Source organism: Natronomonas amylolytica, assembly GCF_037031205.1.
Lineage (GTDB): Archaea > Halobacteriota > Halobacteria > Halobacteriales > Haloarculaceae > Natronomonas > Natronomonas amylolytica.
Window position 1 is genome coordinate 89,240 of the sequence record NZ_JAYEZM010000006.1, and the last position, 24,652, is coordinate 113,891.

Genomic DNA, 24,652 nt, shown 5'->3' on the forward strand with positions numbered 1-24,652 from the left:
AACCGGCTGATACTCCCAAACCTTACTCGCCGTCCAGTCGGCGCTTTTCCTTCGTTACCACCTCGACATCGGAGATGCGCGTTCCCGGGTACTGGCCAGCCTCGTCCTTCTCGGCGGCCTTGACCATGTCCCAGACGGTGTTGAGGCCGGTCGTGACGCCTTCGAGGGCTTCCATCTCACAGCCGGTCTTGCCCGTCGTCTCGACGGCGACGGTCAGCGTGACGCGTTCCTCACCGAGTTCGAAATCGGTGTTGACGTTCGTAATCGGAATCTGGTGGCACATCGGAATCGTCTCCCAGGTGTGTTTGACGGCCTGAATCGCGCCGACGCGGGCGACGGCGAGGACATCGCCCTTCTCGATGCCGTCGGCCCGAATCGCGTCGACCGTTGACGGTTCGAGACTGATTTCCCCGCGGGCGACCGTCCGCCGGGCCGTATCGGGCTTGTCGCCGACGTCGACCATCTGGGCGTCGCCCTCGTCGGTCACGTGCGTGAGGTCGGATTCGTCGCTCATACCCGAACGTGAGAGTCACGGCGCGAAAAACTACTGGGGTCGGAGCAAGCCAGTGGGCCCTCACTCGTCGGGCCACAGCGCTCGCGGGAGCGCCTCGAAGAGGTCCGTCGCCGTCAGTCCGTAGCCCTGCTCGTCGACGACGATGTCGCCGGCCCGACCGTTGGCGTAGGCAGCGAGGGCGGCCGCGTCGTCGGAGTCGAGAACGCAGGCGAGCGCGCCCGTCGCGCCCGCGAGAACGTCGCCGGTGCCGCCGACGGTCATCCCGGGATTGCCGGTCCGATTGACCCGGGTCGTCTCCCCGTCCGAAATCACGTCGTAGGCGCCTTTGACCAACAGCGTATGGCCGAGGTCGTCGGCGAAGTCGGCCACGAGGTCCGCGCGCTCGCGCCAGTCGTCGGCCGTTTCGCCACCCATCTTCCGGAGTTCGCCCTGGTGGGGCGTACAGACGAGCGTCGCATCGGTCTCGACCGAGGGCACGACCTGCAGGGCGTCGGCGTCGACGACCACGGTGCCCGAAAACTCCTCGAGAAAGTCCGCGACTGCCTCCAGCGTCACGTCCTGGTTACCGAGACCGGGACCGAAGACGACACAGTCCGCGTCCGCGTCCTCGGCCAACTGGAGCAGGTCCGCGACGTGTGGGGGCGCGAGGTGGTCCCCGGGAAGCGATTCGACGATGAGGTTCTCGCTGAAGCCCTGCACCTCGTGTGCGACTGTTTCGGGACAGGCGACGTAGGCGAGGTCCGCGCCCGCCCGAAGCGCGGCCTGTGCGGACAGCGCCGGGGCGCCCGTGTACGGCCCGCCCCCGACGACGAGGACGGAGCCGAAATCGCCCTTGTGGCCCTTTGGGTCCCGAGAGAGGCGCTGCAGGTCGCCCCGCTCGACGAACAGTTCGGCAGCGTCCGGAATCCCGATATCGGCGACGGTCACCCCCGCATCGAGGTCGGCGAGGCCCGGTTTTTCATCGTGGAAGGTGACGACGTGGTCGGCATCGACGGCCGTACCCGCTGCCTCGCCGGTGTCGGCGTCGACACCCGAGGGCACGTCGACGGCGACGACGGTCGCGTCGCTTTCGTTGATGGCCTCGGCGGCCGTCGCCTCCGGTTCGCGGAGCGCGCCGGTCACGCCCGTTCCGAGCATCGCATCGACGACGACGTCCGGTTCGTTGAGGTCGATATCCGCCGAATCGGTGACCGTCTGCGCGTCGATTTCGGCCTCTTGTAGGGCATCCCAGTTCTCCCGGGCGATGTCGGTCCGGATGGTCTCGGGCCGGCCGAGCAGGGAGACGGTCACGTCGAACTCCGTCAGGAACCGTGCGGTCACGAAGGCGTCGCCGCCGTTGTTGCCCCGGCCGCAGACCAGCGCCACGGAATCGCCGGGGTCGGCGTGCTCGCGGACGACGCGGGCAACGGCGTTGCCCGACGACTCCATCAACTGCTTGCGGGGCACGCCGAGAGCCTCGGCGTTGGCGTCGACGACAGCCATCTCCTCGCTGGATATCATACCTGCGGCTTCGTTCGGTCGGTGGGTAATTTTATCGGCGTCTCAGTATCGAATCTCGAAGCCGTCCAGTCCCTCGGGTGACTCGTATTCGACCTCGACGTCCTCGACGCGGGCCTGTGGGCTGCCGGTGTGACACCACTCGACCATCCCCTCGACGGTCGCCTCCTCGCCCTCGAAGACCGCCTCGACGCGGCCGTCGGCGAGGTTCTTGACCCATCCGTCGACGCCGCGTTCGCGGGCCGTATCCCGGGTGTTCGCCCGGTAGTAGACGCCCTGTACCGTCCCGGAGACGAAGACGTGTGCACGGGTTCGGTCGCTCATAGGTGTGCATGGTGCGGGATTCCTCAAAAACGTCGGGTCCGCAGGGGTCATGAGCGACCCCAGTCCGTCCTACTCCCCGCCGTTGCGGAGGTAATGGAAGACGTAGGTCTGGGCATAGCCGGCGTAGTCGCCGCCGAACTGCTCGCGGATTTCCCGAGAGGTGTCGGTGTAGGAGCCCTGTTCGCAGTCGGGATAGTAGTCCTCGATGGCGGTCCGAATCCACGTATCCAGCGGGACGGCCTCCAGATAGCCGAGTGAAAACAGGAGGACGCAGTCGGCCACCTTGTCGCCGACGCCGACGAATCGGGTCAGGGAGTCGCGAGCGTCCTCGTAGGCCAATCCTCGGGCCTCCTCGGGGGTCGCCTCGCCGCTGGCGACCATCTCGGCGGTCCGCTGGACGTAGGGCGCGCGGTAGCCCAAGGAGAGGTCCCGGAGTTCGCTTTCGGTCGCCTCGGCCAGTTGTGCGGGCGTCGGGAAGGCGTGATACGTCCCGCCGTCGAAGGCGACCGAATCGCCGTACTCCTCGGCCAGCGTCGTGACCATCCCGTAGATACGCGAGACGCGCATCTGCGCCGAGCAGATGAAGGAGACCAGACAGCCGAACGGCGGGTCCCGGACGAGACGCAGTCCCCGATAGGTCTCGTAGGTGCGCTCGACGAGCGGGTCCTCCGGCGTCGATTCCACGATGGCATCGAGGTCGTCGTCGAGTCGGAGCAGGCCTTCGAGGTGAGCGGGAGCGTTCGGCGTCGAGGCCTCCCAGTCGAGGCGGCCGTCGGTCTGGCGCGCACGGATGACCTCGGGTTCGTTCGTCTCGGTTTCGGTCGCCGGCAGGACGGTGTAGTACCACGCGTCGCCGCCGTGGGCCGCGTCGGTCTCGTACATCCGGCCGTCTTCCCGGCGCCACAGGTACGACTGGCCGCTCTCGACGGTCGATTGGAGGTTGAGGCCGCCGTCGAGGTCCGCTATCGAGATGCTCCCCGTGTCCATACTCCCGCGTAGGAGTCCGGCGGTATCGGCCTTTCGAGTTGGCTCGAAATGTGCCTAAAAGAACAGAAATGCGGGCGGGCGAACCTTCATATCGGTTCGGGAGGTAATAACTGACATGGACTGCCGAGTCGTCGTCGAAGCCGCGGTACCGGTGTACGACGTTTCCACGGCCGACGAGGCGGTGCGAATCGCGATCTCGAAGACGGGGGAGATGCTGAATCCCGACCTCAACTACGTCGAAATCAGCATGGGGAGTCGGGACTGTCCGCATTGCGATGACGAACTCGAACCCGCATTCATCGCGGCGGACGAGGGACTGGTCGCCCTCGAACTGGAGATGACCGTCTTCAACGTCGAACGGGACGAACACGCCGCCCGTATCGCGCGCAAGGAGATCGGAAAACGGCTCAAGAACATCCCGCTCGAAGTCCTCGAAATCGAGGTTCTCGAAGAGGAGGACGAAGAGGAAGCCGAAGCCGCCGACGAACCGACCGACACGGAACCGGACGGTGGCAGCGGCGACGAGGACGACGTCCTGCCGGAGTTCGAGGAGCTAATCGACGAGTAGCGCCGCTGTTCGGTGTTGCGTTCCGAGAGAACCGCCGTGTTGCTGGCGTTCAGTCGGCCGTCGCGGAAACCGGCTGTTCGGTCTCCGCGCTCATCTCTTCGGTGATGCCGTCGGCGAGTGCGAAAACAGCTGCTTTGTGGTCGGTCTTCGATTTGTGAATCGATGTCGGCCGGACGCCGAGTTCGGTGTACTTCTGGTGTTCAACTTCACAGTCGGCTACCTGCTCGTAGTGGTTGCATACTTCTGCAAGCAGGCCGTGGAGATGAATGAGCTCCTGCTTCTTCATGGTCATATGCGCGTAGCGACTCGGGACATATAGAACTATCCTGACACAGGTTAACACATATCGGCGTTAGACGCTCCGTGCGCATCGTTACCAACAGTTTCGGAGTTCCGGCAAGGGCTGTCGGTTTCGGCGAAAATTTTTCCCTCACGAGGGGGTAGGAGTAGTCATGGATTACGACGAGCAACTCGACCGAGCCATCGAGGAGACGCCCGATATCGAGGAGGCCGCGAGCCGGTTCGACCTTCCGGACCCCGACGTCCGACAGGAGGGCAACGTCACCGTCTACGAGAACTTCCAAGCCACGCTCGATTCGCTAGACCGCAGCGGCGAACACGTCATGAAGTACCTCCAGAACGAACTCGGCACCTCCGCGAACATCGACGAGCGGGGCCGCCTCCGACTGACGGGGGAGTTCCGCCGCGACCGCGTGCAGGAAGCGATGGAAGAATACGCGGAGGGCTACGTCATCTGCTCCGAATGCGGCCTGCCCGACACCCGCATCGAGAAGGAGAACGGCGCCGAACTGATTCGGTGTGAAGCCTGCGGCGCGCGGTCGGCGGCTGGTAACTAAATCCCACTTTTTGCACACTCCGCTGGTCGCGCGCGCTACGGCGCGCGACCTGGCTCACGCGTTGCGGCTTCATCGTGGGTCGAGAGGGCTTCGCTCACGAGACCTCCGAAGACCCCACCTGGCGGATGCTGCCACCGGACCCGTTCCACTGCTCGATGCTGACACTCTTTTAGTTAGGCGGTCGATACGCCGATATGGCTGCCGACCTCGAAGAGAAAACGGACCGCTACGAGCGACTGCTCGCGGAAGCGCTGGACGCCGCCGAAATCGCTCCGCAGGAAGGGACGCCGCTGTACGAGGCGGCGCTGGAATACGAGGAGATGGCCGAGTCGTATCTGGAGGACGGCCGACATTTCCGCGACGAGGACGACCTCGTGAACGCCTTGGCCTCGTTCTCGTACGGCCACGGGTGGATGGACGCGGGCGCGCGGATGGGGATTTTCGAGGTGCCGACCGAGGGCCATCTCTTCACCGTGTAGACGAATCGCCGGAATCCCCCTCTTTTACGTCGCTTGCCCGTGTGTTCGTCGACAATGGAGGCGGCCCTCTGGTACGTGCTCTCCGGGACGCGGGGTGGGGCGAACCGCGCCCGAATCCTCCGGGCACTCGACGAGCGGCCGCGAAACGCCAACCAACTCGCCGAGGACCTCGATCTCGACTACAAGACCGTCCGCCACCATCTGGAGGTCCTCGGTGCCGCCTTCGTGGCCCGTCGTCTAAATTAAACGTCGATTTCGGACGGCGTTTCTTTCGGCGGGCTGACACCCCCGCAGCCGTTCAAATATTAGTAAAGATTATATACATAGGCTGGTGTGGGAACCCATTTCACACGAGATGCGCTAACACGAATATTGCCGATAGACGCCCCAATTCCGGCGTTAGGAGTTCAAGGTCGCCGAAAGGTTTAAGTTCTTTTCGGACTAACAGTATGTTAGGAAGATCGGCCCCGGAATTCTTGGGTTTTCCTCCTCCGGTGCCGGCCGTAATCCATCACATCCATCATGAGCGATACAAGTATCCGAACCTATACGGACGAGAATCGAACCGAATCGACCCAGCAGACGGAAAGCGAAGCCGAGGAGACCAGCGAGAAGACGCTGACGTGTCCCGAGTGTGGCGCCCGGCTCGAGACGGACACCGAACACGGCGAGACCGTCTGTAGCGAGTGTGGCCTCGTCGTAGAGGAGGACACCATCGACCGCGGGCCCGAGTGGCGCGCCTTCGACAGCGCCGAGAAGGACAAGAAGTCACGGGTCGGCGCCCCGACCACGAACATGATGCACGACAAGGGGCTGTCGACCAACATCGGCTGGCAGGACAAGGACGCCTATGGCAACTCACTGTCCTCGAGCCAGCGGCAGAAGATGCAGCGGCTCCGGACGTGGAACGAGCGGTTCCGCACCCGCGACTCCAAGGAGCGCAACCTCAAGCAAGCGCTGGGCGAGATCGACCGGATGGCCAGTGCACTCGGGCTTCCGGACAACGTCCGAGAGACTGCCTCCGTCATCTACCGCCGTGCCCTGCAGGACGACCTCCTGCCGGGCCGGTCCATCGAGGGCGTCGCCACCGCGTCGCTGTACGCCGCGGCCCGACAGGCCGGCGTTCCCCGCAGCCTCGACGAGGTCAACCGCGTCTCCCGCGTGGACAAGATGGAACTCACCCGGACGTACCGCTACATCATCCGGGAACTCAACCTCGAGGTCAAGCCCGCCGACCCCGAGAGCTACGTCCCGCGGTTCGTCTCCGACCTCGAACTCGAAGACGAGGTCGAGCGCCGCGCCCGCGAACTCATCGAGGCGGCTCGCGAGTCGGGTATGCTGTCGGGCAAATCGCCCGTCGGCCTCGCCGCCGCGGCCGTCTACGCCGCTGCGCTGCTCTGCAACGACAAGGTAACGCAGAGCGAGGTCAGCGAGGTCGCCGACATCTCCGAGGTCACCATCCGGAACCGCTACAAGGAACTCCTCGAAGCGGCCGAGGTCGCCACGGCCTGACGCGGCGACTCGGCAGTTTCTGGATGTGATTTGCGGTCTTACTGTTATTTTACACGCCGACCGTCAGGTATAGCGGTTCGACGGCCCGTCCCCCTCCGCAGTAGCCGCTGGCCCGCTCACATTCGATACCGTGACAAAGGTTTTCATACCTCCCCGACGATGGGCCGGTTATGGAAACGTACGTCCGACTGTTGTGCCCCGAATGTGGTAAGAACTGGCAGGATTCTCCAAGCGACCTTCCCGACCCAGCCCGGACGTTCAACTGCCCGAACTGTCACGCCAGCCGGCCGCTCTCGGAGTTCGCCCGGACCGAACACGACCTCCAGAACCTCAAGAAGTTCTAGCAGCGAGGCCCGGGGTTCAGAACGTCGTTAGCTCGCCGTTGATGATGCGTTCGGTAATCGAGGTGACGTTGGCGAGTTCACGGTCGATGATGGCGGATACTTCGGCCTCGATGTCGCTCACCTCGACGCCGTCTTCGGTGACGAGGCTGGCGTCGGCGACGTGCGGTTGGTCGATTGGTTGGCCGATCTGGGAGAGCAAGCGGATGCGAATCTCCCGGATGCCGTCGACCTCGTCCACGACGGTCTCGGCGATGTCCGTCGACAGGAGGTTGTAGATCTTTCCGATGTGATTGACGGGGTTCTTTCCGGACGTCGCCTCCATCGACATCGACCGATTCGGCGTGATGAGGCCGTTGGCGCGGTTGCCGCGGCCGACCGAGCCGTCGTCGCCCTGTTCGGCCGAGGTGCCGGTCGTCGTCAGGTAGATGGAACCCTCCTCGTAGTCGTCGGCGGTGTTGACGTGGACGTTAACCGACCGGTCGGTGAAGCGCCCGGCGAGTTCCTCGACGAACTCCCGGACGTTCCGGACCGCGGCGTCGTAATCGTCGATGTCGTCGACGTACCGGTCGACCATCGCCGCGGCGATGGTCACGTCGATGGCGTCGCCCTCGCGCTTGCCCATGACCTTGATGTCCTGACCGACCGCGGGGTTGTCGTCGCTGTAGTGGCCGTTGAGCTGTTTTTCGGCTTCGAGGACGATCTTCTCGGTTTCGGTCAGCGGCGCGTGGCCGACGCCGAAGGAGGTGTCGTTGGCCATCGGCACCTGCGCGCCGTCCTCGCTGAAAACCTCCTGCAGGTCGCCGGAGCCCTCGCCCAACTTGACGTCGACGATGATGTCGGTGCCGAAATCGATCAGCGGGAAGTGTTCGGCGAAGTACTCGCGGGCGGCCCGAAGCGCGATGGTCTCGGTCGGAATCTTCTGGCCCTGATACTCCTTGGTCGCCCGACCGGTGATGAGAAGATAGACGGGTTGGATGACCTCGCCGCCCTCGAAGGCGGGCGCGGCGGAGCCGGCGACCAGTTGCGTCTCGTCGGTGTTGTAGTGAAGCACCTTGCCGACGCGGTCCAGATACTCGCGGGCCAGCGCCTGTGAGACGTGTTCGGCGATGCCGTCACAGATGGAATCGGGATGTCCGAGACCCTTCCGCTCGACGATTTCGACCTCCTGGTCCTCGACCGCGCGGCCGACGACCGGCTCGACGCGAATGTTTCGCTCGCTCATTAGGTGTCCATACCTTTCGGCCGGTTCTATAACTTACGGAAACCAAACGAACAACACTAATTACTAAAGAGCATATTCTATGCGTCCGCGTCGAGCAACAGGCCGAGATAGGAGGTTCGGACCTGTTCGTCGGGGTCGAGTCCCAGTTCGTGGAGCAACTCGATGGCGCCCTCGCGGGCGGGGTCGATGGCCTCCGATTCCGTCTCGACTTCGACGTACTCGCCGAGGCCGGCGACGGTGTCCAGCGTCACCGTGTAGCCGTCACACTCGAACCGCTCGCGAATCTTCTCGACGGTCGCTGCTGGCGCAAAGCCGAGTTCGTCGAGGATATCGGCCATCGTCTCGCCGTCGTCGACGCCCGTCTCCCACTCTTCGCGGGTCTTGGAGGCTTCCTCGACGAGCGGTCCTTTATAAGTTACGCGCGCGCTCTCCTCGTCCTCGTAGGTCTCCCGACGGATGCGGAGTGCCTCGTCGGTTTCGGCGAAATCCCGAATCGGGTGGTCGTAGTAGGTATCGACCTGTTCGACCAGTCCCTGTGGGTCGGCGTCGAGTTCCGCCAGTCGCTCCCGGACGGGTTCGTGGTCGGTCCGAACCTTCAGTTCGACTTCGTACATACGCGGGCCGTCACGTGCGGTGAGTAAAAACGCCGTGACTCGCCGAACGGGAAACGTGATTGTTAAGGGTGCGACGACTGACGTTCCGAGTATGAGTGATGAACCCGATGAGGTCGAGGAGACCGACGACGCGGCCGAGGAGGCCGCCGAAGAAGTGACCGAAACCGAGACCGAGGAGCAGGACGCCGAGGCCGAAACGGAAGCCGCCGAAGCCGAAGAAGAGGAGGCTGAAGGGCTGCAGGACGGCGACTTCATCCGCCTCGCCTACACCGCCCGAACCGTCGAGGGCGACCAGCTCGTCGACACCACCGACGAAGAGGTCGCCGAAGAGGAAGGCGTCGCCGACCAGGGCACCTTCGAGCCCCGCGTCATCGTTCTCGGCGAGGGCCACCTCTTCCCCGAAGTCGAAGACGACATCCGCGGCAAGGACGTCGGCGACGAGGGCACCGTCGTCGTCCCCGCCGAGGCGGCCTTCGGCGAATACGACGAGGAGCAGGTCCGCACCGTCACCGCCGACAAGATCGACGAGGACGACCGCTACCCCGGCGCCCGCGTCCAGATCGACGGCGAACAGGGCGTTCTCGAGACCATCGTCGGCGGCCGTGCACGCGTCGACTTCAACCACCCCATCGCTGGCGAGGACATCGAGTACGACTACGAAATCCTCGAACAGGTCGAGGACGACCTCGAGAAGGCCAAGGGCCTGCTCGGCATGTTCCTCGACGTCGACCTCGAGATGTGGGTCGAAACCGACGAGGTCGAGGAGACCCGCGTCGAGGAACCCGACGAGGACGACGAGGAGGCCGAACCCGAGACCATCACCGAGACGGTCGAGAAGGAGACCCTCTACGTCGAATCCACGCCCCAGCTGGCGATGAACCAGCAGTGGATGATGCAGAAACAGCAGATCGCACAGCAGGTCATCGACCTCACCGACATCGACCGTATCCTCATCCAGGAAGTCCTCGACGGCTCCGGCATGGGGATGGGCATGGGCGGCATGATGGGCGGCATGGGCGGCGCCGGCGGTGCCCCCGACGACGTCGACATCGAGGAAGCCCTCGAAGAAGCCGACATCGACGCCGACGAAATCGCGGACGAACTATAGCCACTTTTTACACGAGAACGCGGGTCGCGGCGTAGCCGCGACCCCGGTTCTCGGCAAAAACGTGGTGAAAATATGCGCGCGCTCCTCCAGCCGCGCCCTTCGGGCGCGTTAGTCGTCGCGCGCTACGGCACCTCGCTTCGCTCGGTGCCGGGAACCGCCTCGGGGGCGTTCTTCGAACGCCCCACTCGACGGATGCTTCTCCCGTCTCGAAGCCGGGTAGCTACTGAACGGTAGAAAATGTCAACTTCGGAGCAGCCTTCGGAAACCAAGGAGTGACCCCGGACAAGGATTCCGGGAGCGTGAGCGGAGCAAAAAGACGATCTTTTAAAAATACGATTCCGGATTCGCCAGCCATTGCCGGTTCTTGACACCGAGGCCGATAGCGGCCAGTACGATAATGCCGACGAGCACGAGCGTCGCCACGGAGGCAGTAACGTACTCGCCGGTGAGCGTCGTTTGCAGCAGTTGGAAGACCGACCTGATGACGAGGGAGACGATGAACAGAGCCAACACGAACGAGAGCGGTTTCGTCCAGTCCATACCCGGATGTCCGCGGGCGGGATTATAAAACTCAAGAGGTTTCCGCGAGTTCTGTCGGTATGACCACCGTCGCCGTTCTCTGTGACCCGCCGCGACCCGGCCAAGTACTGGGCGACCTCGTCGAGACCTCGCCGCTCTCTGAGTCCGAGGCCGCCGAACTCTACGAGGCCCTTCTGAAGGACACCGTCGCCGCCGTCGAGAGAAGCGGCGGCGAATTGCTGGTGAACTATCGGGCCGACGAGGACCTCGACGTTTCGGGCGAGGACAGCGAGGCCGAAATCCGGGCCGTCATCGAGGACGTCGTCGACGTAGAGGAGGCGCGCTTCGAGGTGCAGGTCGGCGAGACCTTCGCGGGACGGGTCGGTAACACGGCGACCCACCTGCTGGAGACCGAGGAGGTAAGTTCGGTCGGCATCACCCGGCCCGAAGCCGCCTTTCTCGCCCGCACGGAGATAGACGAGGGAGCGATGAAACTCCGGAGCACGGACGCCGTCGTCGCACCGTCGCCGGGCGGGCGCGTCTACTATGCGGCCTTCGGCGAGTCCATCGACTTCACCGACTGCTTCGCGCCGCCGGCCTTCGAGACGGTCGTCGACCGGTGTCTCGACGCGGGGCTGGACGTGGAGTTCGAACAGCAGAAGAGCTACGTCGAGACGGGCGTGGATTTGTCCGATGCGCTTACACAGGTCCGAACCCGGCGGAAGGCTACCGGTATCGTGCCGCGACATTTCGCCGAGTGGGCCGCCGAGACCGACCTCGTCGTTGAGGCCGACGACGAGGGGCTATCGCTCGCTCGGTAATCGACAGGTCTTAGAATCGGCCGACGGTAGAGTCGATTGCGGTGGGATGGCAGAGCGGCCCATTGCGCCTGCCTTGAAAGCAGGTGGCGCAAGCCTCCTGGGTTCAAATCCCAGTCCCACCGTGTTCTCTCGCGAGTTAGCCCGTTAGCGACGCGACAGATGTATCAAACGCCCGTTTGACCGTCCACGAGACTTATCCCTAGCCGTGTCGGTTATCCGGACATGAACCGCCGTGGGTTCCTCGCAACGACGGGAATCGCCCTCTTCAGCGGCTGTACGTTCGACAGCAGTCCCGGAAACGCGTCGAACACCGAAACGCCGACCGGCGGCCCGACCGAGACGCCGACGGAATCGCCCATACCCGAAGACCCGGACATCTCCGCGGAGGACCTCCGTGAGCGCCGCGTGGTCGATTTCGAGAACGTCCCGTTGACGGTCGCGGTGTTCGGCGCCCGGACTATCAACGACCGCGTCAGGACGACGTACGGCATCTCCGACCCCGCGACCGACGATTCGCCCGCGGTCGTTCACGCGCTCGTGCGGAACAACAATAACTTCGAGCAGACGTTCCACCTGCGCCGGATTCCGGGCTTTTGGGACCCGCCGAGTACGCACCGAGAGACCGAACGCGGGGACAGAGGGGGTACGGTGTATCTCGCCCCGACGGCGAACCACGACCTCGTCGAACCGGTCCCCGAGGTGACACAGGACGACGAGGGGTACTGGCGGCTGGCGAGTTCGGGCCGCGAGTGGCTCCCGGAGACGGTTACGCTCGCGCCCGACGAGGCGGTTCTCGGCGAATACCACCTCGTCGGCAGCGACGATTCGAGCCACGAACCCCTCGGCGTCGGCCACTACGACTTCCGCTATCAGGGCGAGGGGTTCACTGTCTCGGTGTGGGAGACGGAATCACCGGGGCCGACCGGGAAATCCGCACACGCCGGCGCGGACGTGCCCAACCTGCCGGACGCCGAGGAGATGGCGTGGTACCACGAGGCCGACGCCTCGACGCCGGTCTATCTCCAGCCCTCCGCCGAGCGCGTCGAGGCGCCGGCCTGCATCGAGTTCGAACTCCGCAATCGGAGCCACGACCGTCTGGGTGGCAATCCCTACGACTGGGCGCTCTACAAACTGGTCGACGGCGAGTGGTTCCGCATCGAACCGTGGGCGGTTCCGGCGCCGTTGTCGCACGTCGAACCGGGCGAGACCGACGAGTCGTCGCTGGCGCTGTATCACGGCGACGCCATCGCCTGCGACGAGGGCCGCAGCGCCGGCTATCTCGGCGGCGGACGGTACGCCTACCGCGTCGGATACAGCCGCGAGAAAGAGACCCACGCCGCGCTCGTCGACCTCGATGCGCCCGAAGTGGCGCCGTCAGCCGACGACGACGTCGAGGTCGAACGAAGCGGCGAGGAACTCGTCGTGACGATGTCGGAGTGGAACGACGACGAGCACCCGTCGAACGCCGAAATCGTCTTCGAGCGGGCGGGAGCGGACGCCGAGGTCGACCGCCGGCTCATCCCCGAACAGCTCTTTCGGCAGCCGATGCGCGGCTATCGAAACGCGCTCCCGCTGTTCGGGGAAGAAACCGAGCGCATCACGCTCCGGGCCGACCGCCACGTCGTCGGCCGGACAACTGGCTACGACGAACTCGAAGCGACCGTCGAATACGAAGGAGAGACGTTCCACGTAACGGGCGAGGACCCGCTGCGGGAGTGAGAACCGACCGAACCGCGGTCTACTCGTTGTGCGGGCTCGACGGGTGGTAGTCGGTATCGTACTCGCCTGACTGGCCGTCGAGTCGGTCGGGGTTGATGCGGCCGCCCAGCAGCATGAAGTCCAGCACCGTGAGATAGAGCATCGCCTCGACGACGGGGACGCCGCGCGGCGGCAGCACAGGGTCGTGTCGGCCGATGACCTGCGCGTCGTCGACGATTTCTCCCGTCTCCCAGTCGGCGGTCTGCTGTTCTTTCGGAATCGAGGTCGGCGCGTGCAGCGTCACCTCGCCGTAGATGGGCAGGCCGGTGGTGATGCCGCCCTGCAGGCCGCCGTGGTCGTTCTCCACGGGAACCGGGTCGCCCTCCTCGGCGACGACGTCGTCGCGGTCGCCCTCGTAGAAGGTCCACTCGTCGTTGCGGTTCTTGCCCGTATAGGTGCGAGCCTCCTTCCCGAGGCCGAACTCGAAGGCCGTCGTCGCGGGAACTGACATCATGGCCTGCCCGAGGCGTGCCTCGAAGGAGTCGAACCGCGGGGCGCCGAGTCCGCGCGGGACGCCGCGGACCTCGAACTCGATAGAGCCGCCGATGGAGTCGCCGGCATCCTGATACTCGTCGATGCGCTCGCGCATCTCCTCGGCGGTTTCGGGGTGGGCACATCGGACCTCGTTTTCCTCGCTGTGTTCGAGCATCTCCTCGAAGGAGACGTCGGGCGCCTCGATGTCGCCGATCTGGTTGACGTGGGCTTTTATCTGGACGTCGTGGTCGGACTGTTCGAGGACCTGCTTTGCGATGGCGCCGGCGGCGACCCAGTTGACGGTTTCGCGGGCCGACGAGCGGCCGCCGCCGCCCCAGTTGCGCGTGCCGAACTTCGCCGAGTAGGTGAAGTCGCCGTGGGAGGGCCGCGGCGCGGTGATGAAGGGTTCGTACTTGCCCGAGCGGGCGTCCTTGTTCTGGATGACCATGCCGATGGGGGTGCCGGTGGTGTACCCCTCCAGCGTGCCGGAGTTGATGGTCACTTCGTCGGGTTCGCCGCGACTCGTGGTTATCTTCGATTGGCCGGGTTTCCGGCGGTCGAGTTCGTACTGGATGGCCTCCTCGTCGAGTTCGACGCCGGCGGGACAGCCGGAGACGGTGACGCCCATCGCGTCGCCGTGGCTCTCGCCGAACGTGGTCACCTGAAAGAGTCGACCGAAGCGGTTGCCGTTCATTGACGGAGTCTCGGGTCGCCGGGGGTTTAGACTTTTCAATGCTGCAACGATGCTCACCTCCGTCGAGAAAGTATCGTCGGAAATCGTGCCAAGATTTATCTTGCGTATCGTGGTACCGAACGCTATGGGGGGACCAGACGTTTCTGCGGACGAGCTGTTGAACCACATCGAGGCCCTCGGGGTCGAGCTACCCGATGGGATTACGACCTCGGCGTACGTCGATTTCGACCACGACCTCGACCTCGCGTCGGTCGCTATCAGCCTCGAATTGGGGGAGGTTCTCGACCACGGCGAACGGTTTCCCGGGGTGGTCTACGACCCCGATGACTACGAGGAGACGGTTATCGTCGTCTTCAGCGACGGGACGTTGTTCGCCGACAGTGCCGGGACCGTCAGCGTGCAGGATATCCTCGAGGACGTCGGCAACCGGCTCCTCGAACTCGACCTGCTCGAAGCGGGGGTCGGGCCGTCCGCGGAGTTCGAGTTGGCGCCGAAGACCGTGCCGGTTCCGTCCGAGTACGAGGTCCCTGAGGGGGCGGGCATGACGGACGGGAGAGGGGTAGTGGCCGCCGAACACGTCTGTCCCGATTGCGACCACGAGTTGAGCGGCGGGGAGAACTACTGTCCGACGTGTGGACTGAATCTGGATTCGGGCTGTCCGGACTGTGGGCACGAACTGAGGGGGACCGAAAACTACTGTCCGGAGTGCGGGACCGCCGTCGCCGGCGACTGACCCGTCGCCCCGACGTCTCCCGTTCCGACGCGCTTATACGTGATGATGAGTTATGCTTGGAAGGTTTGCGTATGCCCTACGAAACGGGACTCTCGTACGACGACGTGTTGCTCGTGCCCCAGCGGTCGCCGGTCGACAGTCGCGACGACGTCGACCTCTCGACGGAGTTGGCGGACGGCCTCGAACTCGCCGTCCCGGTGACGACCGCCGCGATGGACAGCGTGACGGAAGCGGAGATGGCCCGTGCCGTCGCCCAGCGTGGCGGCCTCGGGGTCGTCCACCGATTCCTCGCGGTCGACCGCCAAGCCGACATGGTCGAATCGGTCGCCGCCGACGGCCTCGACGTCGCGGCCGCGGTCGGCGTCGCCGAGGACTATGTGAAGCGAGCGAGCGCGCTCGTCGACGCCGGCGCCGACATGCTCGTCCTCGACGTCGCCCACGGCCACATGGAGCGAACCATCGAGGCGACCGCCGAACTCGCCGAGGCGTTCCCCGAGACCCCGCTGTGTTCGGGCAACGTCGTGACCCGCGAGGGCGTCGAGGACCTCGCGGCCGCCGGCGCCGACTGCGTGAAGGTCGGTGTCGGCCCCGGTTCGCATTGCACTACGCGTGAAGTGACCGGCTTCGGCGTCCCGCAGTTCACGGCCGTCGAGCGCTGTGCCGCCGAGGCACGGGACCACGACGTGACGGTCATCGCCGACGGCGGCATCCGCACCTCGGGTGACGCCATCAAGGCCCTACTCGGCGGCGCCGACGCGGTCATGATGGGCGGCTTCTTCGCCGGCTGTGAGGAAGCCCCCGGCGAGGTTGTCGAGGTCGACGGCACGGAGTACAAACGCTCCCGCGGGATGTCCACGGCGGCGGCCGCCGAGGACCGCGAGGACAAAGACGCCGACATCGAGGCCGACGAGGGCGTCGAGTCGCTCACCGAGTACGCCGGTCCCGTCGGTCCACGGCTGGAGGAGTTCACCGCCGGCATCCGGTCGGGCCTCTCCTATGCCGGTGCGCACGACCTCGCAACTGCCCGCGAGAACGCGGAGTTCATGCAGGTGAACCCGACGACGAAGGGTCGCAACGGCGCCCACGGCTTCGGGAACGACGTTTAGACCGCGACCGAGCGGCTACGTGGGGTTTCGAAAGGTGGGAACGGGGATACCAGTTGTTCCCGAGGGACCAGTACTCGCGTCGGTCGAGGGTATCGAACCAACGCATCTCCCCCTTTCGCCCCTCCCCTTCTGAATGTTTTGCCTCATAAATTAGGTCAGCGTCACGTCCTCAACCTGCATCCGAACGTGTTCCGGAGAACTGGCCTGTTTCGGGACGGTTATCCGGGGATTACCGCTCCACGTCGGCGCCGAGGTCGTAGAGCACCTCGAAGAAATCAGGGAAGGAGACGTCGACGTGGTCGGCACCCTCGATGGTCGTCTCGCCGTCGGCAACCAGCGCCGCCGTCGCCAGCGCCATGATGATGCGGTGGTCCTCGTAGCCGGCGACGGTCGCGCCGTCGAGGCCGCCGCCGTGGACGACGAGTTCGTCCTCGTACTCCTCGACGTCGACGCCCATCTTTTCGAGTTCGGTGGCCATCGCGGCCACCCGGTCGGTCTCCTTCAGTCGGACGTGCTCGCAGTCGGTGATGCGGGTCGTCCCCTCGGCGGCCGCCCCCAGCGCCGCGATAGTGGGCAGGAGGTCCGGCGTGTCGGCGACGCCGACCTCGATGCCACGCAGGTCCGACCGTGCGACGGTGATGACGCCGTTGTCGCGGTCCCAGTCGATATCGGCGCCCATGTCTTCGAGGATGCCGACGATGGCCGAATCCCCCTGCGCACTCGGGTAGGCACCCTCGACGACGAGTTCGTCGTCGGCCGCCAGCGCGCCCGCCGCAAACAGATAGGACATCGACGAGAAGTCGCCGGGGACGTGGTACTCGCCGTCGTCGGGTTCGTAACTCTGGTCGCCCGGCACACGGAAGCCGTCGGCGCCGGCGGCCCGAACGTCGGAGTCGTCGCCGCCCAGTACCTCGGCGTCGATGTCGAAGTCCTCCAGCACCTCCAGCGTGATATCGACGTAGGGGGCGGACTTGAGGTCGGTCGTCAGTTCGATGTCGACGCCCTCGTCGGTGACCGCGCCGGCCATCAGCAGGGCCGTGATGTACTGCGAGGAGACGTCCCCGCGGATGGAGACCCCGCTGTCGAGGATGCCCTCGCCGACGATGAGTGGGGCTTCGCCGTTCGAACGGGTCGATTCCGCGCGGGCGCCGAGTTGCTTCAGCGCGTCCAGCAGCGGGCCCTGCGGTCGCGAGCGAAGCGACGAATCGCCGGTCAGGACCGTCAGTTCGTCGACGAGGGCGCCGGTCGCCGCCGTCAGGCGAATCGTCGTTCCGCTGTTGGCACAGTCGATGACGTCGCTCGGCGTTTCCGGGTCACCCTCGAAGCCGACGACTTCGAGGTCGCCGCCGTCGAGTTCCGTCGTGGACCCGCCGTAGGCCTCGACCGCACGCATGGTCGCGCGCGTGTCGGCGCTGAAAAGCGGGTTCCTGACGACGGCGCCGCCGGCGTAGCCGGCCGCGAGGATGGCGCGGTGCGTGTAACTCTTCGACGGCGGCGCTCGGGCCGTGCCGCGAACCGCCGACGGGGAGATGTGAACGTCCATACCGGTGGGTCGGGGGGCGGCGAAAAGAGGCTACCGATGGCGACGACAACCCCTATTAGCACGCCGCCCCGCGATACCGACATGGACCCGGACCTCTCGAAACTCGACGAGTATCTGGAGGACGCCGATATCGACGGCTACCTCATCCGAGCCGACGGCGAAGACTCCAACCAGCGATACCTCTCGGGCTTTACCGCCCCGGACCCGTTCGTCACGCTCTATACCGGCGAGACGCACCTGCTGGTCTCGGCACTGGAGTACGGCCGCGCGAAGCGCAACGCCCGCGCCGAGAGCGTCGAACGCCACTCCGAGTACGACAACCGCGCCAACATCGACGAGTACGGCATCCCGGAGGGCTTCTACCACACCCTCGAATCGTTCCTCGATGCTCACGACGCGTCGTCTGTGGCCGCACCCGACGACTTCCCGCTGGGGACTGCCGACGGCCTGCGCGACCTCGGTATCGAGGTCGAGGCCGACACCGACGACGTCATCGAGTCGATTCGTGCGACCAAGACCGACGAGGAAGTCGAGAACATCCGCGAGGCCCAGAAGGCCAACGAGGCCGCGATGGCCCGCGCCGAGGAACTGCTCGACGCCGCCGACGTCGGGGACGGCACGCTCGTTTATGAAGGCGAACCACTGACCTCCGAGAAGGTCAAACAGGAGATCGAAATCGAGCTCCTGCGGCACGGCTGTGCGCTCGACGAGACCATCGTCGCCTGCGGCGCCGACGCCGCCGACCCCCACGACCGGGGTTCGGGGCCGCTGGCGGCCGACGAGGCCATCATCGTCGACATCTTCCCGCGCTCGAAGGAGACGGGTTACTACGCCGATATGACCCGTACATTCTGCGTGGGCGAACCCTCCGAGACCATCGCGGAGTGGTACGACCTGACGCTGGAGGCACAGGAGGCCGCCCTCGATGCCATCGAGGCGGGCGTCACGGGCAGCGAAGTCCATGGCGCGGTCTGTGACGTCTACGAAGACGCCGGCCTGCCGACGCTCAGGGCCGACGAGACGACCGAAACGGGCTTCATCCACACGACCGGCCACGGCGTCGGCCTCGACATCCACGAGTTCCCGCGCGTCTCCGAACAGGACAACGAGCTCGAAGCCGGCCACATCATCACAATCGAGCCGGGCCTCTACGACCCCGAGGTCGGCGGCGTCCGCATCGAGGACCTCGTCGTCGTCACCGAGGACGGCTACGAGAACCTGACTGACTACGAGAAATCGCTCCGGGTCTGAGCGGACCGCCCCTTCGCCGTCCGACGCTTTTTATATGTTCTGGGCAGTTCATTCGTCGATTGGTAACACACCTCTTAGACCGAGGGGCGCCGTCATCCGCATATGTCGAGCAGCGACGAACCCCGGTGTAGTATCGCCGTCTGCGCGGACTGTGAGACGGTTCGCCCCGTCGAGATTCGGGCCGGCGGCGAGATACGCGCTCTCGGTAACTCGAACTGTACCTGCGGAACGAACGCGTTCGAACTCGTCGAGTAGCGGATTCGCACCGCCCGGCCGGGGCACTGATAAGGTACAAAAGCCGGCACGTCCTACGGTCTGCCGGCGGCTATGATGAGGCTCCTACCCCCGCTCCGAGCCCCTTGTGACGACGACTACTCCTGAGCCGCCATCCTCTCGACGCCGCAGAGTCGTGCCCGTTGGCCGTTCCGAAACGCCCGAATAGCCGGCCGCAGGCCCGGCGACGGAGCGCGTATCCCGAACCCCTTTTGAGTCGGCCGCGGTTACCCGTTGGCATGCAACTGCTCGTCGTCGGGGCCGGGGAGATGGGCCGGTGGTTCGCCCGCCACAGCGGCGCCGACAGCGTCGCGTTCGCGGACAGGGACCACACCGTGGCCCGGAATGCGGCCGCCGAACACGACGACGCCACGACGGTCCCGCTGGACACCGACGAGCGCTTCGAGGTCGTCTGTATCGCCGTCCCCATGACGGCGGTTCCCGAGGCCATCGCCGACCACGCCGAGAAGGCGACCGAGGCCGTCGTCGACGTCTCCGGCGAGATGCGGGATTCGGTCGCCGCGCTGGCCGACCACGCCGAAGGCCGAGAGCGGGCGAGTTTCCATCCGCTGTTTTCCGCCTCGAACGCGCCCGGGAACGTCCCCGTCGTCGTCGACCGCGATGGGCCGACAATCGAGACGATTCGGGACAGTCTCTCGGCCGCCGGCAACGAGGTCTTCGAGACGACGCCCGCCGAACACGACCGGGCGATGGAGACGGTACAGGCGAAGGCCCACACCGCCGTCCTCGCCTACGCGCTTGCGGCCGACGACGTCGACCCGCGGTTTCACACGACGCTGTCGGCGCCGCTGGAGGAGTTGGTCGAACAGATGGTCGACGGCACACCGGAGGTCTACGCCGAGATTCAGGAACGCTTCGCGGGCCGTGAGGCCGTCGCCGAGGCCGCCCGCGAACTCGCCGACGCCGACCGCGAAACGTTCGTCGACCGCTACGAGGAGGCCGGAGAAGACCGATGACCGACACCGAGGCCATCATCGACAACGCCCGGTACCTCCGAGAGGTCCGCCCCATCGACCCCGAGGAGATATACGAGTACGTCGAGGGCCAACCCCACCCGGCGGTCGTCCGCGAGACGCTCCGCGAACACGCCTTCGAGTTGGGCATCCGCGAACGCGAGGACGGCACGTTCGTCCCCATCGAGGAGGGACCGATAGAGGTCGACTTCCGCGGCGTCGAACGCTTTCCCGAGACCTACGCGCGCCGCTTCGAGGACCTGTTGGTCGAAGAATACGGCCCCGGATGGCCCGACGGCGACAGCGGCGACGCCCTCCGCGAGCGCATCGACGACCTGAAGGAGGCCTACTTCGCGGATAGCACCGTCGACTACGACCGAGAGACCGCGCTGGCCTACGGCATCTACCACCTACCGGATTACTACGCCGTCATCCAGTACGCCCTCGCCGAACTCGCGCGGGACGGCCTGCTGGACCACGACCTGCGCGTCCTCGAAGTCGGTGCCGGCACCGGTGGTCCCGTGCTCGGACTGCACGACTTCCTCCCGGAGGGCGTCCTCGTCGACTACGACGCCGTCGAACCGAGCGCTGCCGCGGACGTCCTCGAACACATGCTGGAGGAAACCCATCCGAGTTTCCGCCCGACGATTCATCGGACCACCGCCGAGGCGTTCGAACCTGACGCCGACGCCGAATACGACCTCATCGTCTTCGCGAACGTCCTCTCGGAACTGGACGACCCGGTTGCGGTCGCCGACCGCTATCTCGACGTGCTGGCCGACGACGGGACGCTCGTGGCCATCGCACCGGCCGAGGAGCGGACCGCCACGCGTCTCCGTGAAATCGAACGCGACCTCGTCGACCGACGTCCCGAGGCCACCGTCTATGCGCCGACGGTTCGGCTCTGGCCCGACGAGGAACCCGAAGACCGCGGTTGGACCTTCAGGCGTGAGCCCGACATCGAACCGCCGGCCTTCCAGAGTCGCCTCGACCGGGCGGCCGTCGACGGCGGTGCCGACGGTGACCGGCGCGGCCTCGTCGCGAGCGGCGACGGCACCTACCTCAACACCGACGTCCAGTTCGCCTATCTCCTCTTGCGGACGGACGGCAAGCGGGCCATCGAGTACACGCCTGCCCCCGAGCAGGTCGCGAAGATGGCCGACATGGAGGCCCACGTCACCGAGCGCATCGACCTCGACGCGCTCAAACTCTCGCCGAACCTCGCCGAGGAGGGCAACCCGCTGTTCAAAATCAGCGACGGCTCCGAGGCGGTCGACCACTACGCCGTTCTGACCCGCAAATCGGCGCTCAACGAATCGCTCGCGCGGGCACCGTACGGCTCGCTGCTCCGCTTCGAGAACGTGTTGGTGCTGTGGAACGACGACGAGGAGGCCTACAACCTCGTCGTCGACGCAGAGACGGTCGTCGACCGACTGGCCTGAACGCGGGCCGATAGACGGCAGGAGTCAATCGGCCTGCGGAAGCCGGATTTCGAGGGTTCCGTCGTCGGGGTCGGGGTCGAGGTCGCCTCCGGCCCGCTCGACGGCCCACTCGAGACACCACAGCGACAGTCCCTCGGCGTGTTCCATCGGCGTCTCCTCCTCGTTTTCTATCGCCCGGATATCCAACTCCGGAAGTCCGTCCCCGTCGTCGTCTATGACGATGGTCACGTGCGTACGCCCCGCCTCGTCCGGGGTGTCGTCCGCCGTTACGGTGATATCGACGGTGACCGGGTCGCTGCCGGCCGTGAGTATCTCCTCGATGACGTCGGCTATCGCTGTCGGGAGCGATGACGGCCCGGTAATCGTCGCGGTACCGTCGTCGGCGCCGGTGAGTGTGACGTTCGCGTCCGGAACTGTGCCTTCGGCGATTTCGACCGCCGTTTCCAGACACTCGCGCACCTCGAAGGTGGTCGTGTTCGTTGGGTCTTCGACCGATAGCTGTCTGATACGCTGTGTGCGGTTCGAGATACCGACCAGTCCCCATGCCGTCTCCTCGATGGTCTTCAGTTCCTGCTCGAACCGGTCATCGGATATCTGCTGTCGAATGTAGGCCGCTTGGCCGGCGATGATGTTGATGTCGTTGCGGACGTTGTGCCGAAGGACGCGGTTGAGAACGCTCACCATCGAAGAGCGCTCTTCGAGCGCCGCGTTCGATGCCTCCAGTTCGGCTCTCGTCGCCCGGAGTGTCGATATCTGCTGCAGGACGAAATACGACGCGACGCTCGCCAGTAGGTTCGCACTCGATTCGAACATCTCCGCCGAGGGTGAGGTGGTCCGATAGTACGTCCCCGAACCGAACTGGACGACTTCCGTCAGTTGGTGGAGCAGCATCATCGACAGCAACGCGACCAGGAGAACCGGACGCGCGTCAGCGAGTTCGTAGGCTACGACCGAACTGTAGACGATAACGGCGCCGAGTACACAGATCGGGGCGACGGTGAAGACGCCGAATTCGATTCCAGTAGCCATCGATAATCGTAGTACACCCATCGCCGCCGTGTCCCCCACGAACCGGTGCGACGGTCTGATAACACGGTTCGGGTCCACTTACATAGTTTTAGTGACGATGGACGACACCGGTTCTCGATATCTCAGCTGGCCGTCGAAGTGGGACTACGGTCGGTCGTCCGTCACGGCGAGTTCTCCCGAGAGCAACTGCGCGGACGGCGGAGCGAGCGTGATACCTTCCTCGTCGAACCGACGCTTCACCAACCGGCGAAAATCGGAGCGAACGATACGGATATCCGTGTTTCTCGGGTTCTCGATCCAGAACTCCGCTTGTACCGTAATCGCGTTCTCCCCGAGGTCGACGATACGTGCGTTCGGAGCGGGGTCACCCAGGACCGCCTCGTGGTCGACGGCGACCTGTTGCAGTTCCATCAGGGCCCGCTCGGTGTCCTCGTAATAAGCGACGTACACCTGTTCCGTAATCCGATATCTGTCCCGACCGTAGGGACGGTTGATCGCGTTCTTCGTGAGTTCGGTGTTCGGAACCGAGATGCTTTCGTTGTTCGGCGTTCGGACCCGGGTGACGCGAAAATCGACTTCTTCGATGGTGCCCTCACCGCCCGGCCACTCTATCCAGTCGCCGACGTTGAAGTCGGGGTCCGCGACGAGGAACATCCCACTGATAAGCGACCCGAACACCTGCTGGCCGGCGATACCGAGGGCGAACGTGATGGCCGCGATGATGACCGCCGACTCCGAGAGTATCCGGCCGTAGCCGGCAGCGATGATGCCCGTCAGCGTCGCGAGCCCGATGAGAATCACCCGAAGGTACGTCTTCGTCGCCGTCTCTATCGTTGGGTTGTTTCGATTACGCGACCTGATGACCCGGAGCACGACCGGAACGATGAATATCTGACTGATGAAGTAGACGACCGCGAACCCCACGACGAACCAGAACAGTTCCGAGAACACCTGTTCGTACGCAGCGACCACCTCCGTCAGCCACCCCGGCGGAGAAATCTGACCGACCATACGGTACATGCACGTCGTGTGAACAAAAACCCCAATCGCCGTCCGTGCGGTGGTGGCCGTCGAACGGACACCATCGAGCGACGAGGGCGATGAACTTTTGCGAGGGCCGTCCCCACGGACGGTATGGACGTCCTTCTCACGAACGACGACGGCATCGACGCGCCCGGGATTCGGGCCCTCTACGAGGAACTCGATGCCGTCGCCGACGTGACCGTGCTTGCCCCGGCGACCGACCAGAGTGCCGTCGGGCGCCAACACTCAAAGCACGTCGCGCTCCGCGACCACGAACTCGGCTACGCCGTCGAGGGGACGCCGACCGACTGCGTCATCGCGGGCATCGGCGCGCTGGAACTCGACCCCGACGTCGTCGTTGCCGGCGCCAACGCCGGCGCGAACCTCGGCGAGTACGTCCTCGGGCGGTCCGGCACCGTCTCGGCGGCCGTCGAGGCGGCCTTCTTCGGGATACCCGCCATCGCCGCCTCGGTCTACTTCCCGGTCGGCGACATCTCGTTCGACGATTTCGAGGCCGACCCCGCTGACTTCGCGGAAGCCTCCCGTGCCGTCCGGTACCTGCTCGACCACGCTCCCGACGTCGGCGTCTTCGAGGACGCGGACTATCTCAACGTCAACGCGCCGTTGCCGTCGGAATCAGGCCGCGCCGACATGGAGATTACCCGGCCCTCCCACGTCTACCAGATGGACGCCGAACGCGAGGGGGAGACGGTCACGATTCACGACCGCATCTGGGAGCGGATGGCCGAAGGCGACATCCCCGACCCGCTCGGCAGCGACCGTCGGGCCGTCGTCGAGGGACGGGTCAGCGTCTCGCCGCTGACCGCACCGCATTCGACCACACACCACGAAGCGCTGGACGGACTCGCGGAGACCTATTCCGAATAACCGGTCGACGACGCCGAACGCGTCCGCGTCGGTCGCGTCGGTCTCCCGTTCAGACACACCGTGTCAGTCGCCCCTATGACACACCTCAACACGTCCGG

The 24,652-nt window shown here is 65.2% G+C and carries 27 protein-coding genes, 1 tRNA gene and 1 pseudogene; 17 read left to right on the plus strand and 12 right to left on the minus strand.

Translation table 11 applies throughout. The features are described from left to right. Window positions 1-22: 22 nt before the first annotated feature. The 4 genes from moaC to U5914_RS10390 form a co-directional block, all read right to left on the minus strand. The gene (gene moaC / locus U5914_RS10375) at window positions 23-514 is read right to left on the minus strand and encodes a cyclic pyranopterin monophosphate synthase MoaC (protein WP_336135694.1); all 492 of its coding nucleotides are present in this window, start codon (window positions 512-514) and stop codon (window positions 23-25) included. Window positions 515-574: 60 nt separating this feature from the next. Next, complete coding sequence (locus U5914_RS10380; RefSeq protein WP_336135695.1) at window positions 575-2,014, minus strand: NAD(P)H-hydrate dehydratase; 1,440 nt, start codon at window positions 2,012-2,014, stop codon at window positions 575-577. Window positions 2,015-2,056: 42 nt separating this feature from the next. Beyond that, window positions 2,057-2,335 (minus strand): acylphosphatase, encoded by a 279-nt coding sequence (locus U5914_RS10385; RefSeq protein ID WP_336135696.1) that lies wholly within the window; start codon window positions 2,333-2,335, stop codon window positions 2,057-2,059. Window positions 2,336-2,404: 69 nt separating this feature from the next. Continuing rightward, window positions 2,405-3,322 carry a DNA-3-methyladenine glycosylase family protein gene (locus U5914_RS10390; protein ID WP_336135697.1) on the minus strand — a complete coding sequence of 306 codons (918 nt, stop codon included), beginning with the start codon at window positions 3,320-3,322 and terminating at the stop codon, window positions 2,405-2,407. Between the two features lie 115 nt (window positions 3,323-3,437). Here U5914_RS10390 and U5914_RS10395 point away from each other — a divergent pair, with 115 nt between their 5' ends. Continuing rightward, window positions 3,438-3,890, plus strand: coding sequence for a DUF555 domain-containing protein (locus U5914_RS10395; RefSeq protein WP_336135698.1), 453 nt, complete (start codon window positions 3,438-3,440; stop codon window positions 3,888-3,890). A 49-nt stretch (window positions 3,891-3,939) separates the two neighbouring features. On the opposite strand, the gene U5914_RS10400 is transcribed toward U5914_RS10395, so the two are convergent. Next, the gene (locus U5914_RS10400; protein ID WP_336135699.1) at window positions 3,940-4,176 is read right to left on the minus strand and encodes a UPF0058 family protein; all 237 of its coding nucleotides are present in this window, start codon (window positions 4,174-4,176) and stop codon (window positions 3,940-3,942) included. Window positions 4,177-4,342: 166 nt separating this feature from the next. Between U5914_RS10400 and U5914_RS10405 the strand changes: the two genes are divergently transcribed. The 5 genes and pseudogenes from U5914_RS10405 (at window position 4,343) to U5914_RS10425 (ending at window position 7,082) form a co-directional block, all read left to right on the plus strand. Then, complete coding sequence (locus U5914_RS10405) at window positions 4,343-4,747, plus strand: translation initiation factor IF-2 subunit beta (RefSeq protein WP_336135700.1); 405 nt, start codon at window positions 4,343-4,345, stop codon at window positions 4,745-4,747. 194 nt (window positions 4,748-4,941) lie between these two features. Continuing rightward, window positions 4,942-5,226, plus strand: coding sequence for a DUF357 domain-containing protein (locus tag U5914_RS10410; RefSeq protein ID WP_336135701.1), 285 nt, complete (start codon window positions 4,942-4,944; stop codon window positions 5,224-5,226). A gap of 54 nt (window positions 5,227-5,280) precedes the next feature. Then, window positions 5,281-5,439 (plus strand): annotated as a pseudogene (locus U5914_RS10415) (ArsR family transcriptional regulator); the annotation flags it as partial. Window positions 5,440-5,748: 309 nt separating this feature from the next. Further along, a complete protein-coding gene (locus tag U5914_RS10420; RefSeq protein WP_336135702.1) occupies window positions 5,749-6,738 on the plus strand; it encodes a transcription initiation factor IIB in 990 nt (329 codons plus the stop codon). A gap of 170 nt (window positions 6,739-6,908) precedes the next feature. Next, window positions 6,909-7,082: a DUF7836 family putative zinc-binding protein gene (locus U5914_RS10425; protein WP_336135703.1), complete on the plus strand. Its 174-nt coding sequence runs from the start codon at window positions 6,909-6,911 to the stop codon at window positions 7,080-7,082. A gap of 16 nt (window positions 7,083-7,098) precedes the next feature. On the opposite strand, the gene U5914_RS10430 is transcribed toward U5914_RS10425, so the two are convergent. After that, on the minus strand, window positions 7,099-8,304 hold the full coding sequence (locus U5914_RS10430; RefSeq protein WP_336135704.1) for a methionine adenosyltransferase: 1,206 nt from the start codon (window positions 8,302-8,304) through the stop codon (window positions 7,099-7,101). A gap of 77 nt (window positions 8,305-8,381) precedes the next feature. Then, window positions 8,382-8,918, minus strand: coding sequence for a class IV adenylate cyclase (gene cyaB, locus U5914_RS10435; protein WP_336135705.1), 537 nt, complete (start codon window positions 8,916-8,918; stop codon window positions 8,382-8,384). Between the two features lie 91 nt (window positions 8,919-9,009). Here cyaB and U5914_RS10440 point away from each other — a divergent pair, with 91 nt between their 5' ends. Further along, complete coding sequence (locus U5914_RS10440; RefSeq protein ID WP_336135706.1) at window positions 9,010-10,026, plus strand: FKBP-type peptidyl-prolyl cis-trans isomerase; 1,017 nt, start codon at window positions 9,010-9,012, stop codon at window positions 10,024-10,026. A gap of 324 nt (window positions 10,027-10,350) precedes the next feature. Here the strand turns inward: U5914_RS10440 and U5914_RS10445 are convergent, their stop codons facing one another. Next, a complete protein-coding gene (locus U5914_RS10445; protein WP_336135707.1) occupies window positions 10,351-10,566 on the minus strand; it encodes a hypothetical protein in 216 nt (71 codons plus the stop codon). Between the two features lie 59 nt (window positions 10,567-10,625). Between U5914_RS10445 and U5914_RS10450 the strand changes: the two genes are divergently transcribed. The 3 genes from U5914_RS10450 to U5914_RS10460 all read left to right on the plus strand — a co-directional run bounded on the left by U5914_RS10450 (window position 10,626) and on the right by U5914_RS10460 (window position 13,085). Then, complete coding sequence (locus U5914_RS10450) at window positions 10,626-11,366, plus strand: hypothetical protein (RefSeq protein WP_336135708.1); 741 nt, start codon at window positions 10,626-10,628, stop codon at window positions 11,364-11,366. A gap of 40 nt (window positions 11,367-11,406) precedes the next feature. Continuing rightward, a tRNA-Ser gene (locus U5914_RS10455) sits at window positions 11,407-11,488 on the plus strand. 100 nt (window positions 11,489-11,588) lie between these two features. Next, complete coding sequence (locus tag U5914_RS10460) at window positions 11,589-13,085, plus strand: hypothetical protein (RefSeq protein WP_336135709.1); 1,497 nt, start codon at window positions 11,589-11,591, stop codon at window positions 13,083-13,085. A gap of 19 nt (window positions 13,086-13,104) precedes the next feature. On the opposite strand, the gene aroC is transcribed toward U5914_RS10460, so the two are convergent. Continuing rightward, on the minus strand, window positions 13,105-14,292 hold the full coding sequence (aroC, locus tag U5914_RS10465) for a chorismate synthase (protein WP_336135710.1): 1,188 nt from the start codon (window positions 14,290-14,292) through the stop codon (window positions 13,105-13,107). A 124-nt stretch (window positions 14,293-14,416) separates the two neighbouring features. Between aroC and U5914_RS10470 the strand changes: the two genes are divergently transcribed. Next, complete coding sequence (locus U5914_RS10470; RefSeq protein WP_336135711.1) at window positions 14,417-15,025, plus strand: zinc-ribbon domain-containing protein; 609 nt, start codon at window positions 14,417-14,419, stop codon at window positions 15,023-15,025. Between the two features lie 71 nt (window positions 15,026-15,096). Further along, window positions 15,097-16,131 carry a guanosine monophosphate reductase gene (locus U5914_RS10475; RefSeq protein ID WP_336135712.1) on the plus strand — a complete coding sequence of 345 codons (1,035 nt, stop codon included), beginning with the start codon at window positions 15,097-15,099 and terminating at the stop codon, window positions 16,129-16,131. Window positions 16,132-16,360: 229 nt separating this feature from the next. Here U5914_RS10475 and aroA read toward each other — a convergent pair whose 3' ends face one another. Beyond that, window positions 16,361-17,674 (minus strand): 3-phosphoshikimate 1-carboxyvinyltransferase, encoded by a 1,314-nt coding sequence (gene aroA, locus U5914_RS10480; RefSeq protein ID WP_336135713.1) that lies wholly within the window; start codon window positions 17,672-17,674, stop codon window positions 16,361-16,363. 81 nt (window positions 17,675-17,755) lie between these two features. Between aroA and U5914_RS10485 the strand changes: the two genes are divergently transcribed. The 4 genes from U5914_RS10485 to U5914_RS10500 all read left to right on the plus strand — a co-directional run bounded on the left by U5914_RS10485 (window position 17,756) and on the right by U5914_RS10500 (window position 21,614). Beyond that, on the plus strand, window positions 17,756-18,925 hold the full coding sequence (locus tag U5914_RS10485) for a M24 family metallopeptidase (RefSeq protein ID WP_336135817.1): 1,170 nt from the start codon (window positions 17,756-17,758) through the stop codon (window positions 18,923-18,925). A gap of 102 nt (window positions 18,926-19,027) precedes the next feature. Continuing rightward, window positions 19,028-19,180: a hypothetical protein gene (locus tag U5914_RS10490; RefSeq protein WP_336135714.1), complete on the plus strand. Its 153-nt coding sequence runs from the start codon at window positions 19,028-19,030 to the stop codon at window positions 19,178-19,180. A 257-nt stretch (window positions 19,181-19,437) separates the two neighbouring features. Next, complete coding sequence (locus U5914_RS10495) at window positions 19,438-20,175, plus strand: NAD(P)-binding domain-containing protein (RefSeq protein WP_336135715.1); 738 nt, start codon at window positions 19,438-19,440, stop codon at window positions 20,173-20,175. Beyond that, the gene (locus U5914_RS10500; protein ID WP_336135716.1) at window positions 20,172-21,614 is read left to right on the plus strand and encodes a small ribosomal subunit Rsm22 family protein; all 1,443 of its coding nucleotides are present in this window, start codon (window positions 20,172-20,174) and stop codon (window positions 21,612-21,614) included. The genes U5914_RS10495 and U5914_RS10500 overlap by 4 nt, the downstream gene beginning before the upstream one ends. Window positions 21,615-21,638: 24 nt before the next feature. Here U5914_RS10500 and U5914_RS10505 read toward each other — a convergent pair whose 3' ends face one another. Both U5914_RS10505 and U5914_RS10510 read right to left on the minus strand, forming a co-directional pair. Next, entirely contained in the window at window positions 21,639-22,643 is a 1,005-nt protein-coding gene (locus tag U5914_RS10505) for a histidine kinase (protein ID WP_336135717.1), read from the minus strand. A gap of 144 nt (window positions 22,644-22,787) precedes the next feature. Further along, window positions 22,788-23,654 carry a mechanosensitive ion channel family protein gene (locus U5914_RS10510; RefSeq protein WP_336135718.1) on the minus strand — a complete coding sequence of 289 codons (867 nt, stop codon included), beginning with the start codon at window positions 23,652-23,654 and terminating at the stop codon, window positions 22,788-22,790. A 123-nt stretch (window positions 23,655-23,777) separates the two neighbouring features. Between U5914_RS10510 and surE the strand changes: the two genes are divergently transcribed. Further along, complete coding sequence (gene surE, locus U5914_RS10515; RefSeq protein WP_336135719.1) at window positions 23,778-24,554, plus strand: 5'/3'-nucleotidase SurE; 777 nt, start codon at window positions 23,778-23,780, stop codon at window positions 24,552-24,554. The last annotated feature ends 98 nt before the right edge of the window (window positions 24,555-24,652 follow it).